The organism is Streptomyces sp. NPDC005438 (assembly GCF_040606315.1).
In the GTDB taxonomy this organism is placed as follows: domain Bacteria; phylum Actinomycetota; class Actinomycetes; order Streptomycetales; family Streptomycetaceae; genus Streptomyces.
Genome location: NZ_JBEXEP010000004.1, coordinates 345,585 through 362,603, shown reverse-complemented (window position 1 = coordinate 362,603; position 17,019 = coordinate 345,585). Strand labels below are relative to the sequence as shown.

Here is a 17,019-nt window from a genome sequence, read left to right as displayed (position 1 = left end):
CGTGCCTTGCCGAGCCTTAAACCGTACGGCTATATTGCAAAAATCCGCCGCCCACCGAACGGACCCCCATGGCACCCCGCCTCCCGCACGGCCGACCCCCGCACCGGGTGGGGAAGTCGCTCCCCACCCTTCTCACCCTCCCCACCCTTCTCGTCCTCCTGACCCTGCTGACCGGCACCACCCCGGCGGTGGCCGCCACCCCGCACGAGGGCTCCCGCACCGACCGGCAGCGGCTGGCCCGGGTCGACGCCCACATACGGGAACGGATGGCGGCCACCGGCACCCCCGGAGCCGCGCTGGCCGTCGTCGAACGAGGCCGGGTGACCCACACCCGGGGCTACGGCCGGGACGGCGACGGCCGACCCGTCACCCCGGGCACCCCCTTCCTCTGGGGCTCGGTGGCCAAGCCGTTCACCGCCCTGACCGTGACCCAGCTCGCCGAGGCCGGACGCCTCGACCTGGACGACCCCGTCCGCGCCCACCTGCCCTGGTTCCGGCTGGCCGACCCGGACGCCTCCGCCCGGATCACGGTGCGCCACCTGCTCACCCACACCAGCGGGCTGCCCCGTTCGGCCAGCGACCTGGTGTCCGACCGCTACGACAACCGCCCCGACGGGCTCCGTCGGGCGGTACGCGACCTCGCCGACGTCCGCCCCGCCGCGCCCCCGGGCCGCGCCTACTCCTACTCCAGCGCCGGATACGCCGTCCTCGGGGCACTGGTGGAGGAGCTGACCGGCCGCCCCTTCGCCACACAGCTACGCCGCGAGGTCCTCGACCCCCTGCGGATGCGGCACGCGGTCGCCACCGAACGGGACTTCCGGCGCCAGCGGGTCAGCCCCGGACACCGCCAACTCCTCGGCCACCCCGTACGGTTCGACGCGCCCTTCGACGGCTCCGGCACCCCCTACGGCTACCTCGGCGGGACCGTCGGTGACCTCGCCCGGTTCGCCCGGGCACAGCTCAACGGGGGCGCACTCGACGGCCAGCGGGTGCTTTCCGCCCGGGGGGTCGCCGAGACCCACCGGGGCCAGGTCGCCAGCAGCGGCGACCACTACGGCCTCGGCTGGTCGGTCACCACCCTGGAGGGCACCGGACAACGAGCCGTCTGGCACAGCGGCGCCCTTCCCGGCTACCAGGCGATGGTGGTGCTGCTGCCGGACAGCGACCGCGCCGTGATCCTGCTCCAGAACGCGTTCAGCGTGCTCCGCGACCGGCAGTTCACCGACGCCGCGTTCGGGGCCGCCCAGATCCTCTCCGGCACCCACCCCACCACCACCGGGGCCGACCCGCTGTTCACCGGGCTGCCCTGGGCCACCTGCGCCCTGGTGCCGCTCCTGCTGCTGGCCCTCCTCGCCCCCGCGCTACGGCGCCCCACCGCCCGTACCCCCCGCACCCCCCGGCGGACCGCGGTCACCGGGGGGCTGGCCGTGACCGGGGCGCTGGGCCTGACCGCGCTGCTGGGGTGGGGGCTGCCCGCGATGGTGGACAGCGACCTGTCCACCATCGCCCTCTGGGCCCCCGACCTGGGCTGGAGCGTCCGTGCCGCACTCGTACTCGCCCCGCTCCTGGCGCTCCAGCGGCTCTGGCTGACCGCCCGACGGCTCCACCGGGCCCGCCGGTCGAGCCCCGGGGGACCGGTGGACGCCTAGCTAGGAGCGGTGGGCGAACCGGACCAGGGTGATCGAGGGGCGCACGCCCCGCAGCAGGGGCAGGCCGCCCAGGGTGGCGGCATACCGCCACGGTCCCCGGCCCGGGGGCAGGGGCAGGTCGGTGGCCGAGGCCAGGCCCGGCACCCGCTCCGGCAACCTCGCGGCCTCGGGTACGGACAGGGCGAACGGCATGGGCGGCGCGGTGTATCCGGGGGTGAGCCGCAGGCCCCGCAGCGTCCTGCGGCTGAACCAGTGGGGGATGCTGTCGAAGATCATCCAGCCCCCGGGGAACCGCCGGGCGCAGTCCCTGAGCAGCGCGTACACCTGCTCCGGCTCGAAGTACATCAGCAGGCCCTCGGCCGACAGCAGCACCCCCTGGCCGGGTTCGACCTCGTCCTGCCAGGAGCGGTCCAGGGCCGACAGGGCGAGCTGGCGGAGGTTGCCCTCCTCGGGCAGCAGCCGCCGCCGCAGGGCGACCACCTCGGGCAGGTCCACCGTCACCCACGGCGCCCGCCGGTCGCCCAGCCGCCAGTAGCCGGTCTGGAGCCCCTCCCCGAGCGCGACCACCGTGCCCTGGGGCCACTCCCGTCGGAAGCGCCGGACGACCCGGTCGAAGCACAGGGCACGGAGCGCGTGGCTCTGGCTGGGCTTGCCGAAGGTCTCTTCGTACGGGTAGTCGATCTCCCTCAACAGCCGCACGGCCTGGGGGTCTTCGAGCAGGGGCCGGGGCCGCGCGGCCTCGGTGGCCCGGTTGTGCAGCGTCCACAGCGTGGTTCTGGAAACCCCGGACAGCTCCGACCCGTCCATACGCACCCCCTCACAGGTGAGGCAAGCCTAAGCTGTCGTCGGCTCCGGTGTCCTCGGAGCGGGGGCCAGCGGTCACCGCCCACCCGCCACCGGGGCGCGCCGGTTCAGGAGGAGGGTGCCGAACCCGCCCGGGAGGCGCTCTCCGGGGTACGGGCGGCCCACTCGCCACGGACGTGGTCCAGGTGGCGGGTCATGACCTCCTCCACCCCGGCCACGTCCCGGGCCAGCAGGGCGTCCAGGATCTCGAAGTGCTCGGGCGCGGTCTGCTGGAGGGTGCCCTGTTCGGCGAGGGCGCTGACCCCGTACAGCCGGGTCTGGTCGCGGAGTTGGGCGACCGTCTCCACCAGCCGGCTGTTGCCGCCCAGTTCCAGCAGCCCCAGGTGGAAGCGGCGGTCCGCCTCCAGGAAGACGGGAATGTCGCCGGAGCGCGCGGCCGTCTCGATCTCGGTGGCGACGGGGCGCAGGGCCTCGATGTCCCGGTCGCTGGCGCGCTCCACCAGGGCGGCCACCCCGGGGATCTCCAGCATCCGGCGCATCTCCCCGATCTCGTCGAGGTCGTGCTCGCTGATCGGCACGATGCGGAAGCCCCGGTTGCGGACCGGCTCCAGGATGCCCTGGTTGACCAGGGTCAGCATGGCCTCGCGTACCGGGCTGTTGGACACTCCGAGCCGGCTGGCCAGGGCGGAGGCCGAGTAGATCTCGTTCGGTCCGATCTCCCCCGAGACGATGGCCTGCCGCACGATCACCAGGGCCTGGTCCCGCAGGCTCACCCGCTGAAGTCGCTGCACCCGACGCCTCCCTCTCGCTCCCCCGAGCCTTGACACCGCGATTCGGCGGTTCGCATACTACCCGGCAACGCTAAGCGGTAATCGATTACCGGCCAGATGGATTCGTCGCCCCACCCCCACGGCGACACCACCCACGGCCCCACCACTGGTAGCCACCGGCCTCCCCCTGACCAGTGCCCCCGCTCGTCCCCGCACGGAAGGACCCACCCGTGTCGTCTGAGAAGAAGCGCGGATACTGCACCCTGTGCCGGTCCCGCTGCGGCGCGGTGTACACCGTCGAGTCCGGGCGGATGACCCAGGTGGCACCCGACCCCGAGCACCCCACCGGCACCGCGCTGTGTCCCAAGGGCCGCGCGGCCCCGGAGATCGCGCACAGCACCCGCCGGCTGACCAGCCCCCTGCGCCGTACCCGCCCCAAGGGCGCCGACGACCCCGGCTGGGAGGAGATCAGCTGGGAGGAGGCCATGGCCACCGTCGCCGAACGGTTCTCCACCCTCCGCGAGGAGAACGGCGCCGAGGCCATCGCCTTCGCGGTCACCTCACCCAGCGGTACGCCGATGTCCGACTCCATCGACTGGGTCGAACGCCTCATCCGCCTGATGGGCGCCTCCAACACCTGCTACTCCACCGAGATCTGCAACTGGCACAAGGACTTCGCCCACGCCTTCACCTTCGGCAGCGGCCAGCCCACCGCCGACTACTCCGCCACCGACCTCGCCGTGCTGTGGGGCCACAACCCCGCCAAGACCTGGCTGGCCCAGGCCGTCGCGGTACGCGAGGGCCTGGACCGTGGCGCCCGGCTCGCGGTCGTCGACCCCCGCCGCTCCACCAGCGCCCGGGACGCCGACCACTGGATGCGCGTCCGCCCCGGCACGGACGCCGCCCTGGCCCTCGGCGTCGCCCGCCACCTCATCACCGGCGGCCACTACGACGACGCCTTCGTACGGTCCTGGACCAACGGCCCCACCCTGATCCGCCAGGACACCGGGCAACCACTACGGGCCGACGAACTGGACCCGGACGCCGGCGACGGCCTCACGGTCTGGGACCTGGCCACCGGCCACCCCCGCCCCTACGACACCCGCCACCCCGCCGAACGCCCCGAGGACCTCGCGCTGCGCGGGGAGTACATCGTGCCCCTCCGGGTGGACGGCGGACGGCGGCCGGTGACCGTCCACCCCGCGTTCGAGCTGTACGCCCGCGCCTGCGCACCGTGGACCCCGGCCGAGACCGCCCGGCACACCTGGATACCGGAGGACGAACTCCTCGCCTTCGCCGAGGAGTTCGCCGCCGCCCGCACCGTCGCCTACCACTCCTGGACCGGGGTGGGCCAGCACGGCAACGCCACCCAGACCGAACGGGCCATCGCCACCCTCTACGCCCTCAAGGGCTGCTACGACGCCCCCGGCGGCAACGTCCTGTGGCCCAGGGTGCCGGTCAACCCGGTCACCTCGCTGGACCAGATGGCCCCCGAGCAGCGCGCCAAGACCCTCGGCCTGGCCGAACGGCCCCTCGGACCACCGGCCACCGGCTGGGTCACCAGCCACGACCTCTACACCGCGATGCTCGATCACGTCCCGTACCGGGTGCGGGCCCTGATGGCCTTCGGCGCCAACCTGCTGGTCTCCCAACCCGACCCGGAACGCGGCCGGGAGGCCCTGGCCGCGTTGGACTTCTTCGTCCACTGCGACCTGTTCCTCAACCCCACCGCCGAGTACGCCGACCTCGTCCTCCCGGTCAACAGCCCCTGGGAACGCGAGGCCCTCAAGGTCGGCTTCGAGATCAGCCAGACCGCCCAGGAACGGGTCCAGCTGCGCCAACGGATGGTCGAACCGGTCGGCGCCTCCCGTTCCGACACCGAGATCGTCTTCGACCTGGCCTGCCGACTAGGCATGGGCGACGACTTCTTCCACGGCGACATCGAGGCCGCCTGGAACCACCAGCTGCGCCCCTCCGGCCTCACCACCGACGCACTGCGCCGCTTCCCGGAAGGCGTCCGCTTCCCCCTGGAGACCCGCTACCGCAAGTACGCCGAACGCGACGAGCGGGGCCGGGTCACCGGGTTCGCCACCCCCAGCCGCCGGGTGGAGCTGTACTCCGCGCGGCTGGCCGAAGCCGGCCAGCCCGGCGTACCGGACGCCGGCCCGACCCACCCGGACACCCTGCCCCTGCTGCTGACCAGCGCCAAGAACGGCTACTACTGCCACAGCCAGCACCGCGCCCTGCCCTCCCTGCGCCGCCGCCACCCGGAACCCACCGTCGAGGTGGCCCCCGACCTCGCCCGCCGACGCGGCTTCGCCGACGGCGACCTGGTGCGGGTGCGTACCGACCGGGGCGCCTTCCAGATGCGTGCCGTCCTGGACCCCGACCTCGACCCCCGGGTGGTGGTGGCCGAGTACGGCTGGTGGGAGGAGTCCCCCGACCTCGGCCTGCCCGGACACGACCCGGTGCGCGGCGGCGCCAACTTCAACGCCGCCGTCTCCGGCCGGCCCGCCGACCCGGTCAGCGGCTCCCTCCAGATGCGGGGCGTCCCCTGCGACATCGGCGTGCCCTCCGACCACCCGGACCGACCCCGACCCCGGGGCGGCACCCACCCGTTCACCGTGGTGGAGAAGGTCCCCCAGGGCCGGGACGTGACCGAACTGCGGCTGCGCCCCGCCGACGGCACCGGGGCCGACCTGGTACCCCACCGCCCCGGGCAGTACGTCGAGGTGACCCTCAGTGGCCTCCGGGGCGGGGCCGAGGTGGTCCGGTCGTACTCCCTCACCAGCGCACCGGGCGAGGGGCGGGCCATCGGCGTACGGCTCCTGCCCGGCGGCGCCGCCTCCACCCACGTCCACACCTCCCTGCGGGTCGGCGACACCGTCACCCTCGGCCCACCCACCGGAGGGTTCACCCTCCCCGTCGACCCGCCGTTCCCCGTGGTCGCGCTGGCCGCCGGAGTGGGCATCACCCCCTTCCTCAGCCAGCTGGAGGAGATGGCCCGCCACCACCCCGAGGGCCAGCGGATCACCCTGCACAAGGGCGACCGCGACAGCGCCGACTCCTGCTTCCGCGACCGCGTCCTCCGGCTGGCCGCGCGCCTGCCCCGGCTGCGCCTGGTGCGGCACCTGAGCCGCCCCGGCCCCGAGGACCGGATCGGCCGCACCTACGAACACCTGGGCCGGGTGACCGCCGAGTCCGTCTCGCCACGGGACATCGAGGAGCGGGCCCGCTTCTACCTCTGCGGCCCGGACACCATGATCCGCGAGGTCACCGAGGGACTGGTGGCCCGGGGCGTACCCCGCTTCGAGATCTTCTCCGAACGGTTCGCCCCACCCCCGATGGCCCTGCCCGAGGGCGACGCCCGGTACGAGGTCACCTTCCGCGCCTCCGGCAGCACCCTCACCTGGCAACCCCAGGACGGCCCCCTGCTGGACCTCGCCCAACGCAACGGGCTGCGGCTGCCCAGCGGTTGCCGGGTCGGCCAGTGCGAGAGCTGCGCGGTGCGGTTGCTCGCCGGCTCGGTCACCCACCTCACCGAACCCCCCGACGCCCAGGACGCCTGCCTCACCTGCCAGGCCGTCCCCACCAGCGACGTCGTCCTGGACGCCTGAACCACGACCGGAGGAGAAACCACCCCGTGCAGTACTTCGACGCCGCCCGGACCGCCGACCGGCTGGACTACCCCGTCCTCATCCCGGCCCTGCGGTCCGGCATGGCCACCGAGGCCTCCGTACCCCCCAGGAAGCACTACGCCCTGGACGAGGGGACCGCCGAGGAGGCCGGGGCGACCCTGCTGGTGATGCCCGCCTGGAACCGGGAGTTCCTCGGGGTGAAGCTGGTCGACGTCTTTCCCGGCAACGCCGCCCGGAACCTGCCCGCCCTGTCCTCCGCCTACGTACTGGCCGACGGGCGCACCGGAGAACACCTCGCCCTGATCGACGGGGGCGAGCTGACCCGCCGCCGTACCGTCGCCACCGCGGCCCTCGGGGCGGCCCTGCTGTCCCCCGAGGACGCCCGCACCCACCTGATCGTCGGCACCGGTCACATCGGCGGCGCGGTGTACGACGCCTACGCCGCCGTACGCCCCCACCTCAGCACCACCCTGGTCGCCGACCCCCACAACCCGGCCGGCGCCCGGGCACTCGCGGCCGACCTGGTACGGCGCGGCGTCAACGCCAGCCCCGTGGAGGACCTGCCCTCGGCCGTGGGGCGGGCCGACCTGATCACCACCGCCACCCTGGCCCGCGAACCGGTACTCCGTGACGAGTGGATCACCCCCGGCACCCACCTGGACCTGATCGGCAGCTTCCGCCCCGAGATGCACGAGGTCGACCCCTCCCTGCTGGGCCGCGCCACCGTGTTCGTCGACCACCCGGTCGCCCTCACCGAGGCCGGGGAGATCGCCACCGCGCTCGCCCGGGGCGTCCTCACCGAAGAGGACGTCGCCGCCACCCTCCCCGAACTGTGCGCCCGGACCACCCCCCGGCCGCGCGAGGAGGGGGAGATCACCGTTTTCAAGACCGTGGGCACCGGACTGACCGACCTCGTCGCGGCCGTGACCGTCTACACCAGCACGTGACCCCATCCAGCACCCAGGAGCAGTGATGCAGGCAAGCAAAGCCGTACCCGGCCCCCAGGGAGAACCGGCCGGCACCGAGGAGACCGGACCGCTGTCACGTCTGGCGGTCCGTATGTCGAACTTCTCCGAGAAGTGGTTCCCCGAGGCGTTCATCTTCGCGCTGATCGCCCTCGTGGTGGTGACCGCCGCCGCGCTGTCCATCGGCGCCTCCCCCGCCTCGGTCACCCAGGAGTTCGGCAACGGCTTCTGGGACCTGATCCCCTTCGCCATGCAGATGGCCTTCGTCGCCATCGGCGGGTACGTGGTGGCCACCGCGCCGGTGGCCCACCGGCTGATCGCCCGGATCGCGGCGGTCCCCTCCGACGGGCCGAGGGCGATCGCCCTGATCGCCACCGTGAGCACCGTCAGCTCCCTGTTCAACTGGGGGTTCAGCCTGATCTTCTCCGGCCTGCTGGCCCGGCAGATGGCCCGCCGCGACGAGCTACGGCTCGACTACCGGGCCGCCGGAGCCGCGGCCTTCATGGGACTGGGCAGCGTCTGGGCCCTGGGCATCAGCTCCTCGGCCGCCCAGCTCCAGGCCAACCCCGAGAGCATCCCCAAGAACCTGATGCCGATCACCGGGGTCATCCCGTTCCGCGACACCATCTTCCTGTGGCAGTCGATGCTGATCGCCGTCGTACTGATCGCCGTGGTGGTCACCGTCGCCTACTTCTCCGCGCCCCGGGGCCCGCAGGTCCGCAGCGCCCACGACCTGGGCGTGGACCTCGACACCGAGGAGGAGGAGAAGCTGCCGCCCCGCTCACGGCCCGGCGAGTGGCTGGAGTACAGCCCGCTGCTGACCGTACTGGTGGTGGCCCTCGGCGTGGGCTGGGCGGTCCAGGAGTTCGCCAGCTCCGACCCCCTGGTGGCCATCTCCGGCCTCAACACCTACAACCTGCTGTTCCTGCTGCTGGGGATGCTGCTGCACTGGCGCCCCCGCAGCTTCCTCACCGCCGTGGCCAAGGCGGTTCCCGCCACCAGCGGCGTGCTGATCCAGTTCCCCATCTACGCCTCGATCGCCGCCGTACTCACCCGCCCCACCAACGGCGCCGGCCACTCGGTCGCCGACTACGTCACCCAGGCGTTCACCTCGCTGTCCTCGGCGGCGCCCTTCCCCCTGGTGGTGGCGGTCTACTCGGCCGTCCTCGGCTTCTTCATCCCCTCCGGCGGCGGCAAGTGGCTGATCGAGGCGCCCTACGTGATGGACGCGGCGAACGACCTGCACGCCAACCTCGGCTGGACCGTGCAGGTCTACAACGTCGCCGAGTCCCTCCCCAACCTCATCAACCCGTTCTGGATGCTGCCGCTGCTCGGCATCCTCAAACTGAGGGCACGGCACCTGGTGGGCTTCACCTTCCTCCAGCTGCTGTTCCTCGCACCCCTGGCCCTCGCCCTGCTGACCGGGCTCTCCTACACCCTCGGCTACAGCCCACCCGCCGTACCCTGACCCACCACCCGCACCTCGTGGCCCCCTCCCCGGAGGGGGCCACACCACGTGGGGCGGGGGAAGCCAGGGGGTGGGTGCGCGGAGTTCCCCGGTGGAAGGCGGATGGGGACGACCTCCCGGGGAGGTGGGGGCCCGGGCGCCGGAGCCAGCCAGCGCCCGGGCACGATGCCCGCGCGGGCGGGGCGACGGCCGATCCCGGTCACCGCTCCCGTAAGTACGACGGGACAGGGGGGCAACGGGGCCACCGTGCCGTTACGTACGAGGTAAAGGCACCGTCCGGTCACCCTGCCCCTCCGCACGGAACGGCGACGCCGCACACGGCCCACGCCCCGACACCAACTCCGGCCCGTGCGGCGGGATCTGACCGCGAAAAACCCTGTTCACGTCACCGCTGTCCAGGTGCTGAACAGGAAGCCGGTCCTCTCTGATGGGACCCGGTGGGGCCGGTCACGGCGATCGGGCACGGGGGGACCGCTCGACGTGACCGGCCCCACCGAGACACCCGATCCGAACCGGCACACCGAAGGGCAGGAGCATCATGACCACATCGCCCGGGGACCTACCGCCGCCCCCGGCCTTTCCTCCCCCACCGCCCTACCCGCCCCCCACTCCGAGAGGGCCCGGGCTGACGTCCCGCGTGGTGGAGCGCCTCCGACTCGCGCTACCCCCTCCGGCGCGCGAGCCCGCCGACCCCCTGCTGGCCGGCCTCGCCAACGCCGCCCTCCCCGGGGCGGGTTACGCCCTGATGGGGCGCCGGCTGCCGGCGGCCCTCGCGCTTCTCGGCACCGTCACCCTGCTCACCGTGGTGTACACGGTCGCCTCCCCGTGGTGCGACCTCCTGCTGCTCCTGTTCTGGGCGGCCGGCATCGCCCACGGCGCCTGGCTCGCCCGTACCGTGACGGACCCGGCGTCCCCACCCCCGGCCACGGAACCCGGCACCACCCCCGACAGGAGCGGCGAACCGCCAGCGGCTGACGCCCCCGCGGCGGAGCCCGCAGCACCCGCAGAACCCGCCGACACCCCAGCGCCGGACCACCACGAGACGCCCCCCGACCCCGCCCCGACCGGGCAGCCCCAGACCGGGCAGCCCCCGGTCGGCCCGAGGCGCCGGATCGGCTGGCAACGTCCCCACCTGATCTGGGGCGGGGCCGCACTGGTCGTCCTGCTCCTCGCCGGCTTCCTGCGGTTCGACGGCCTGCGGGTCGCGGACCAGGTACGGGCGGCCCACCAGGACGGCGACTGCCCCGAACTCACCGGGCGGCAGTCCGAGTTGTGGTTCGGTACCCGGCTGGCCGACGCCCCCGACGCCGCGCGCGGAGATCGGCTGGCCCGGTCCTGCGACCGCCTTCGGGCCGCCTCCCGCGACCTGCGCACCGGCCTACGCGGTGACACCGGCGCCCTGGAGCGGGGATTCCGTACCCTCTCCGCCGTACTGCCCGGCAACCGGGCGATCACCGCGACCACCCTCGACACCTTCCTCGGCCAGGTTTCCGGGAGAGCCGCCCGGGAGCCCTGCGACACCGCCGCCGTCACCAGGTGGCTGTGGCAGCGCGAGCGCACCGGCGACCTGCTGGACCGCTCCACCCGCGCCGCCGCGCGTACCGTGCCCGCCGCGCTCAGGAAGTGCGGCGACTCCCTGATGGAGGACGACGCCTGGGCCAAGGCCCGTGCCCGCTACCAGGAGGTGGTCGACCACCATCCCGACAGCACCCAGGCGAAGGCCGCCCGCGCGGGTGTCACCCGCGCCACCCACGCCCTGGAACTGCGGAAGGTGCGCGGCCTGCTCACCGGGGGCTACGGCGACGCCCTGCCCCGCTACTGCGACGAGCCCGCCCGGTACAGCGCCGCCGCCCCCTACCGCAAGGGGCACAACCGCGCCCTGGTCCACGGCGGCTCCAAGTACACCGGCAAGCTTCCGGGCGGCTGGCGTACGACCGACCCCACCAAAGCCACCACGGTGGTCTGCGTCGGGGAGGAGAAGAACGGCGACTCGGTGGGCTCCTGCCTCTACGAGAAGCGCAAGCTCTCAAGCTTCCCCTACAAGGTGACCTTCCGTCGGATCAAGCTCCCGGTGAAGGTCTACGAACTACGCACCGGCAAGCTCGTGGCCGACCGAAAGATCCAGATCAGCGGCTCCAGTTGCCCCCGTGTCCTGCGGTACGAGACCTACGGCACCGACATCGGCCCGCCGTCCAACACCCACGTCACCCCCTCCAGGAAGAACGTCCGCGACGCCCTCCGCCCCCTCCTCAAACCCTGACCCGACCGACCGGCCCCTCGACGGGGACGGACCGGTACGCGCACGGGTGAGTGCTCCGGGCCGGAGCACTCACCCGTCTGATCCCTCGCGCCCTTCGAGGGCGCTCCAGGCACGCGTCCCCTGAGGTCACGGTCACTCGGCGGTGGCCACGACCTGCAACTCCACCTTCAGGCGCCGGCCCGTCATCCCCTTGGCGTTCGTCAGCCCCATCGCGTAACGGTCCACCTCGGCGCTGCCCCGCGCGGTGAAGCGGTCACCGTCGACGGTCACCGAGTCCACGGCCACCTCCAGCGGGGTGGTGACCCCCCGGACGGTCAACACCCCGTCCAGGTAGCCCCCTTCACCGGACCGCTCCGCCTGTTCGCTGACGAAGACGATCTCGGGGTGGTTCTCGACGTCCAGGTAGTCGTCCGACCGCACGTGGTCGTCCCGCTTGGTGTTGCCCGAGTCGAAGGTCGCGGCGGCCACGGACACCCGTACCGCGGACTCCTCCACCGGGTCGCCCACCGTGATCCGGCCCTCGCTGATCGCGAAGGTCCCGCGCACCGGCAGCAGCCCGAACATGGCGCGGGTACGGAACCGCACCGTCGACGCCTCCGTGTCGATCACGTAGCCGCCGGTCCTCGGCAGCCCCTCCACACCCGCTGTACTCATGTCCCGGTCCCTCCGAACCCTCGGTCGCGCGCTGTCTGGCTCGTCAGACTCTCTCACCCACCGGACCGCCACGCCCCGCCCTCAGCGAACTCCGACCCCGGCCACGGGGACGCCCCACCCGGGATCACGCCGCGGAAAACGCAGAAGGCCCCGTCTCCCTCTGAGGGAGGCGGGGCCTCTGAACTGCTCTCTCGCTGCGCGCTCGGCAGGATTCGAACCTGCAACCTTCTGATCCGTAGTTGTACGAACCCCGTCTCTGTGAGTCCAAGGAGTCTCCACGCACGCGAAAACGTCCAGCTCAGCGCCGATTTTCCACGTGAGTCCACCCAGTCTGTGAGATCTGTGTGAGACGACCGTGAGACGACGAAGCCCCGGCTCGGTGGTGTTCACCGGCCGGGGCTTCGCCGTGCTTCAGCTCTGCCGCGCCTCCAGCACGGTCAGGCGCTCGGGGTGCTCCGAGGTCCACTGGCGGCCCGTCCCCATCTCGGGGCGCAGCACCCACAGGGCACCGCCCTGTACGTCCGTGACGATGCCGTCCCGGTCGGTGTCCTCGTCGTGGACCAGATCGCCCACCCACGGGCTCCGCTTCTCGCTCACTTCACGCCCTCCAGGTCCGCCCAGACGACCTTCCCCCAGTGCCGTTCGTCGGTGCCCCAGTCGGCGGCCAGCGCCGCCACGAGAAGCAGGCCGCGCCCGCCCTCTTCATCGTCGTCCGCCTCGCGCTCCACGGGCCGTTCCCGGGAGAGGTCCGCGACCGCCACCCGCACCACGTCCTGAGCCGCGCGCTCCACCACCACGCGGATGCTCTCGCGCCGGGCGTGCTGGACGGCGTTCGCCACCAGCTCGGAGACGACCAGCGCGCCTTCTTCGGCCAGGTCGTCCAGGTGCCACGCAGCACACGCGGCGCGCACCAGGCGGCGGGCGGTCGCGGCGCTCTCGGGCTCCCGGGGCAGGGTCTCGCTGTAGCCGGGATGCCCGGTCGGTCGGGATGTGGTGGTCACGGTCATCAGGACCCCTCGTCGGTGAGCGGGAGGTGCGGCCCGCCCCCGACGGGGGACGCAGGGGCGGACCACTCCAGTGGGCCGTCGCGCTGTCCTGTTGATGGCGGCCCGTCACTCAGTGAACGAGGTGATGTGACAGACCGTGAGGAAAACTCGCGCCAGCGTGCACCAGCGGCAACCGGAAATTTCGCGGTCGCTCCCACGCCGAAATCCCGCTACCTCGCTACCTTGAAACCGTGGAGGCGAACAGGCACTTGACGGATGCACTGGCCGAAGAAGCACTGACCCAGGCCGAGTTGGCGGAGGCCGTGAACGACTACCTCCGGTCGCTCGGCAGGGAAGGCACCGTCAGTGACCGGACAGTGCGGCACTGGCTGACCGGAAAGACCCGATGGCCTCACCCTCGGCAGCGGGAAGCCCTGGAGGCAGTATTCGGCTGTACCGCCGAGGAACTGGGCTTCAGGCCCCCGGCGGGCAGACGCAGCCCTACGAGGACGGAGGACCCTGTGCGCCGCAGGAACTTCCTCACCGCCGCCACCGGCACGACCGCCGCCGTCGTGCCCCTGGTCGCCGCCCGGCCGCACTCAGTCGGCACCACGGACGTGATCCGGCTCCGCAGCGGCCTGGACGCCCTGACGGCCCTGGACGCCTCCAGAGGCGGGCACGAGGCCCTGGAGCGGTCCGCCCTGGCGGGCGCCACCGAGGCCCTGGAGTTGCAGAAGCGGGCCGCCTCCCAGCGCATCCGTCAGCGCCTCTTCAGCGTGGCCGCGAACTACACCGCGTCGGCCGCCTGGTCGGCCGTGGACGCTCGCCAGAGTGACCGCGCGCTGGGGCACCTGAACCGCGCGCTGTACCTGGCGGGCATGGCGAAGGACCCGGTGGCGGAGCTTCGCGTGTGGAACTCGCACGCCATGCTCGCGCTGCATCGCGGGGAGTTCTCGCAAGCCGTGGACGCGGGCCAGGCTGCCCAGGCGACCACCATCACCCGCCGAGACCCCCTGTTCGCCTCCCTCGCCCACGCCCGTACGGCCATCGGCCATTCCAGCGCCGGGGACCGGCGGGGCGCCCTGCGGTCGCTGGGGCATGCGGAAGACGCCTTGACGAAGGCAGGCATGGACGAGCTCCGGCCGTCCTGGGTGGCCTTCTACGGGTCTGCGGAGTTGATGGCTATCACCGCCATCGTGCGGGACGAGATCGGGGACGCAGCGGGCGCGGAGGCGGCCTCTCACCGAGCCTTGGCCACCATCCCGAAGCAGTACCGCCGCAACCGCGCGCTGGCCACGCTGCAACTCGCCCTCACCCAGCTCCACCAGCGCGACGTAGACCAGGCGTGCGCCACGGCGGATCGGGTGTTCGCGCTCATGGCCGGTGATCCCCTGCCGGGCCGGATGCGGTCCTATCTCGGGGACTTCCTCCGCGACTTGATCACTCTGGCGCCGGACTCCGTGACCGCACGAGAGTGGGAAGACCGATACCGATCAGAATGGAGCCAAGTTCGATGACGACCCCCGCCTTGGAGCTACGCCACTACGGCCACGACGACCTGTCGGAGATCCGGCAGGTGCTCATCGACGTGCACGCGGATGTGCACGCCGACCGCATGGCCGATGACGAATTCAGGCGGAAGTTCCCCTGGTTCGTGGACCACTGGGGCGGGAACCCCGGCTTCTCCTGCGTGATCGCGTACGACGGGGACGAGGTAGCGGGCTTCGCCTATGGCGCCCCGGGCGCAGAGGGCCGGGAGTGGTGGCGGGAGCACCTGGACCCGGCGCCGGAGAAGGCCCGCACGTTCCACTTCTCGGAGCTGATGGTACGTGAGCAGTGGCGGAAGACGGGCGCGGCGGAGCGGCTGCACCGGGCCCTGATGGATGCTCGGGACGACGACCTGGCGGCGCTGCTGGTGGACGTGACGCACCCGAAGGTCCAGTCTCTCTACGAGTCGTGGGGCTACCGCAAGATCGGAGAGGACCAGCCGTTCCCCGACTCCCCGGTGTACGCCGTGATGCTGGTGGATCTGCCGCTGCCCTGACTGCTGGTTTTTCGCCCCGGAGCCGTAGCGGTGCAGCAAGCAGACATCATGCACTCATGGATTCAGGACTTGCAGCGGTGCTCGGCGCCGGGATCACCGGCGCCGTAGCGTCGTTGGGCGCGTTTCTTGCCTATTGGCAGACGAAGGCCCAGGTGAGGAGCAACGCGAAACTGGCACTCCGGGAGCCGAGGCGGAAGATCTACAGTGACTTTCTGACGGCGTGTCGGGAAGCCAACGAGGCTGTCTGGGACCTCGTGTCAGAGGAAACGCACGAAGCCCCTGCAGGAGCCATCCACCGCGTACTTGACACTCGGTTTTCTAGGTTGCAACACCTTCTCGCGGAAGTGGACTTAGAAGGACCGGACGCTGTGAGCGAAGCAGCACACGCGGTGGTGGATGCCTTCGGTGACCTGCACGCAAACGCCTTCATTATGTTCGAGACGGGGGAGCCAAGTGATGACGATGGACGGCCGATCGGCTTCGGCGGTGACATCACAGGTGACGTACGGGAAGGCTTGACGAAATTCGTATGGGCCGGGCGTAAGGCGCTCCAGACAGACGCAGATCAGGCGCCCTGACTGGGCAGCTTGGTAACACGCCTGCTCGTGTTCAGCCCGCCGTTGCCAGGCCGTCCCGGATGCGCTGGGCGCGGGCCTGCCCGATCGAGTACCGGGTCTTCAGCTCCCGCACCGAGGGGTACCCGTCGGCGTACTCCTGCCGTACCCGCGCGGTGAGCGGGTCCGGGGTACCCGGCGCGGCGGGTACGGCGCGAGTGCGGGTACGGGGTGCGGGGCGTACCCGCTCGGATGCGGGCACGGCCGCGAGTACCGGCGGCTGCTCGGGTACGGCGGGCATCGCGGCCAAGTGCAGCAGGTGACCGACGACCGCCGGGGGTACGAGCGAGGTGGCCGCCACGAGTACGGGGGTGTCGGCGGGTGCGTGGCCGGTGCCGATCAGGTGCGAGACGACCTGTGCGGCGATGGCGAGCACGAGCGCGAGCCCCGCGCCGACGATCGCGGACCAGCGGCCGGGCTCGCCCGCACGGCGGGCGGACGCCACGGCAGCGGCAATCCCCGCGTACGCGGACAGCACGACCGGCATCCCGTAGGCGAAGGGGTCGCTCCAGCCCGCGAGGCGGGCAAGGTGGTACTCGCCGGGGGCGCACATGCCGAGTGCGACGACGAGTACGACCGGCCGCCCAACGGTGGCGAGTACGCGCACCCAGAACGGAGTACGGGCCGGGCTCACCGGGTGCCACCGCGCGGATCCACCAGGGCCGCGAGTGCGGCGCGGTAGCGGAGTACGTCCGGGGTGGGCTCCAGGGCCGCCGCGACGAGCTGGAGGCACCGCAGGGGGGAGAGCGGCGCGGTCTCGGTCCGGGGGGCCGGGGCGGTGACGGTAGCGTTGAACATGTCGAACTCCAGGTGATGTCTGGTGGTCGGCTAGGCCCTGTTCGGGAGCTGCAACTCTCGGGCGGGGCCGCTTCGTTACTCGGCTGCGGTGACGGTCTCGAACCACTCGAAGGGCACGAGCACGGCGCGCGGTTCACCGTTCTTGGTGATCACGGTCGGCTCGCCCTGGAAGTAGGCCGCATCGACGCGGCGCCCGAGGTCGGGGCGGAGGTCGCGGAGACCGATGCGGGTGGCTTCATCCATGTACACAGTTTACTCCCGTCTTTACGGGTGCTCAGACCTGTTTTCGCAGGTCAGAGGTAGCGTGGTAGCAACCGCGGGGCCGCTTCGCCGGGGCCGTAGGCGGCCGTCTGCGGGGCTGGGGCGGGC

The 17,019-nt window shown here is 72.2% G+C and carries 16 protein-coding genes; 8 read left to right on the top strand and 8 right to left on the bottom strand.

The window, feature by feature from the left end; genetic code table 11:
- The first annotated feature begins 68 nt into the window (after positions 1–68).
- The gene (locus tag ABZT14_RS11890; RefSeq protein WP_356299902.1) at positions 69–1,649 is read left to right on the top strand and encodes a serine hydrolase domain-containing protein; all 1,581 of its coding nucleotides are present in this window, start codon (positions 69–71) and stop codon (positions 1,647–1,649) included.
- On the opposite strand, the gene ABZT14_RS11885 is transcribed toward ABZT14_RS11890, so the two are convergent.
- Together ABZT14_RS11885 and ABZT14_RS11880 are read right to left on the bottom strand one after the other, a co-directional pair.
- Positions 1,650–2,456 carry a class I SAM-dependent methyltransferase gene (locus ABZT14_RS11885; protein ID WP_356299899.1) on the bottom strand — a complete coding sequence of 269 codons (807 nt, stop codon included), beginning with the start codon at positions 2,454–2,456 and terminating at the stop codon, positions 1,650–1,652.
- Between the two features lie 104 nt (positions 2,457–2,560).
- Positions 2,561–3,244, bottom strand: a complete 684-nt coding sequence (locus ABZT14_RS11880) for a GntR family transcriptional regulator (RefSeq protein ID WP_356299897.1) — start codon at positions 3,242–3,244, stop codon at positions 2,561–2,563.
- 209 nt (positions 3,245–3,453) lie between these two features.
- Between ABZT14_RS11880 and ABZT14_RS11875 the strand changes: the two genes are divergently transcribed.
- The 4 genes from ABZT14_RS11875 to ABZT14_RS11860 all read left to right on the top strand — a co-directional run bounded on the left by ABZT14_RS11875 (position 3,454) and on the right by ABZT14_RS11860 (position 11,554).
- Positions 3,454–6,840 carry a molybdopterin-dependent oxidoreductase gene (locus ABZT14_RS11875; protein WP_356299894.1) on the top strand — a complete coding sequence of 1,129 codons (3,387 nt, stop codon included), beginning with the start codon at positions 3,454–3,456 and terminating at the stop codon, positions 6,838–6,840.
- 26 nt (positions 6,841–6,866) lie between these two features.
- Entirely contained in the window at positions 6,867–7,808 is a 942-nt protein-coding gene (locus ABZT14_RS11870; protein WP_356299891.1) for an ornithine cyclodeaminase family protein, read from the top strand.
- Positions 7,809–7,833: 25 nt separating this feature from the next.
- Positions 7,834–9,294 (top strand): TIGR00366 family protein, encoded by a 1,461-nt coding sequence (locus ABZT14_RS11865; RefSeq protein WP_356299888.1) that lies wholly within the window; start codon positions 7,834–7,836, stop codon positions 9,292–9,294.
- 637 nt (positions 9,295–9,931) lie between these two features.
- Positions 9,932–11,554 carry a hypothetical protein gene (locus tag ABZT14_RS11860; RefSeq protein ID WP_356299885.1) on the top strand — a complete coding sequence of 541 codons (1,623 nt, stop codon included), beginning with the start codon at positions 9,932–9,934 and terminating at the stop codon, positions 11,552–11,554.
- A 132-nt stretch (positions 11,555–11,686) separates the two neighbouring features.
- Here ABZT14_RS11860 and ABZT14_RS11855 read toward each other — a convergent pair whose 3' ends face one another.
- The 3 genes from ABZT14_RS11855 to ABZT14_RS11845 form a co-directional block, all read right to left on the bottom strand.
- Positions 11,687–12,208: a YceI family protein gene (locus ABZT14_RS11855; protein ID WP_356299882.1), complete on the bottom strand. Its 522-nt coding sequence runs from the start codon at positions 12,206–12,208 to the stop codon at positions 11,687–11,689.
- A gap of 411 nt (positions 12,209–12,619) precedes the next feature.
- Complete coding sequence (locus ABZT14_RS11850; RefSeq protein ID WP_356299880.1) at positions 12,620–12,805, bottom strand: hypothetical protein; 186 nt, start codon at positions 12,803–12,805, stop codon at positions 12,620–12,622.
- The gene (locus ABZT14_RS11845) at positions 12,802–13,215 is read right to left on the bottom strand and encodes an ATP-binding protein (protein ID WP_356299877.1); all 414 of its coding nucleotides are present in this window, start codon (positions 13,213–13,215) and stop codon (positions 12,802–12,804) included. The genes ABZT14_RS11850 and ABZT14_RS11845 overlap by 4 nt, the downstream gene beginning before the upstream one ends.
- A 248-nt stretch (positions 13,216–13,463) precedes the next feature.
- Between ABZT14_RS11845 and ABZT14_RS11840 the strand changes: the two genes are divergently transcribed.
- From ABZT14_RS11840 to ABZT14_RS11830, 3 genes are read left to right on the top strand one after another with little or no spacing between them, the layout of a single operon-like run.
- Positions 13,464–14,711, top strand: coding sequence for an XRE family transcriptional regulator (locus tag ABZT14_RS11840; protein WP_356299874.1), 1,248 nt, complete (start codon positions 13,464–13,466; stop codon positions 14,709–14,711).
- Positions 14,708–15,238, top strand: a complete 531-nt coding sequence (locus ABZT14_RS11835) for a GNAT family N-acetyltransferase (protein WP_356299871.1) — start codon at positions 14,708–14,710, stop codon at positions 15,236–15,238. The genes ABZT14_RS11840 and ABZT14_RS11835 overlap by 4 nt, the downstream gene beginning before the upstream one ends.
- A gap of 56 nt (positions 15,239–15,294) precedes the next feature.
- Positions 15,295–15,816, top strand: coding sequence for a hypothetical protein (locus ABZT14_RS11830; RefSeq protein ID WP_356299868.1), 522 nt, complete (start codon positions 15,295–15,297; stop codon positions 15,814–15,816).
- 31 nt (positions 15,817–15,847) lie between these two features.
- Here ABZT14_RS11830 and ABZT14_RS11825 read toward each other — a convergent pair whose 3' ends face one another.
- From ABZT14_RS11825 to ABZT14_RS11815, 3 genes are all read right to left on the bottom strand, one after another.
- Positions 15,848–16,459, bottom strand: coding sequence for a hypothetical protein (locus ABZT14_RS11825; RefSeq protein WP_356299866.1), 612 nt, complete (start codon positions 16,457–16,459; stop codon positions 15,848–15,850).
- Positions 16,460–16,482: 23 nt separating this feature from the next.
- Complete coding sequence (locus ABZT14_RS11820; protein WP_356299863.1) at positions 16,483–16,650, bottom strand: hypothetical protein; 168 nt, start codon at positions 16,648–16,650, stop codon at positions 16,483–16,485.
- Positions 16,651–16,725: 75 nt separating this feature from the next.
- A complete protein-coding gene (locus tag ABZT14_RS11815; RefSeq protein ID WP_356299860.1) occupies positions 16,726–16,893 on the bottom strand; it encodes a type II toxin-antitoxin system Phd/YefM family antitoxin in 168 nt (55 codons plus the stop codon).
- Positions 16,894–17,019: the final 126 nt, after the last annotated feature.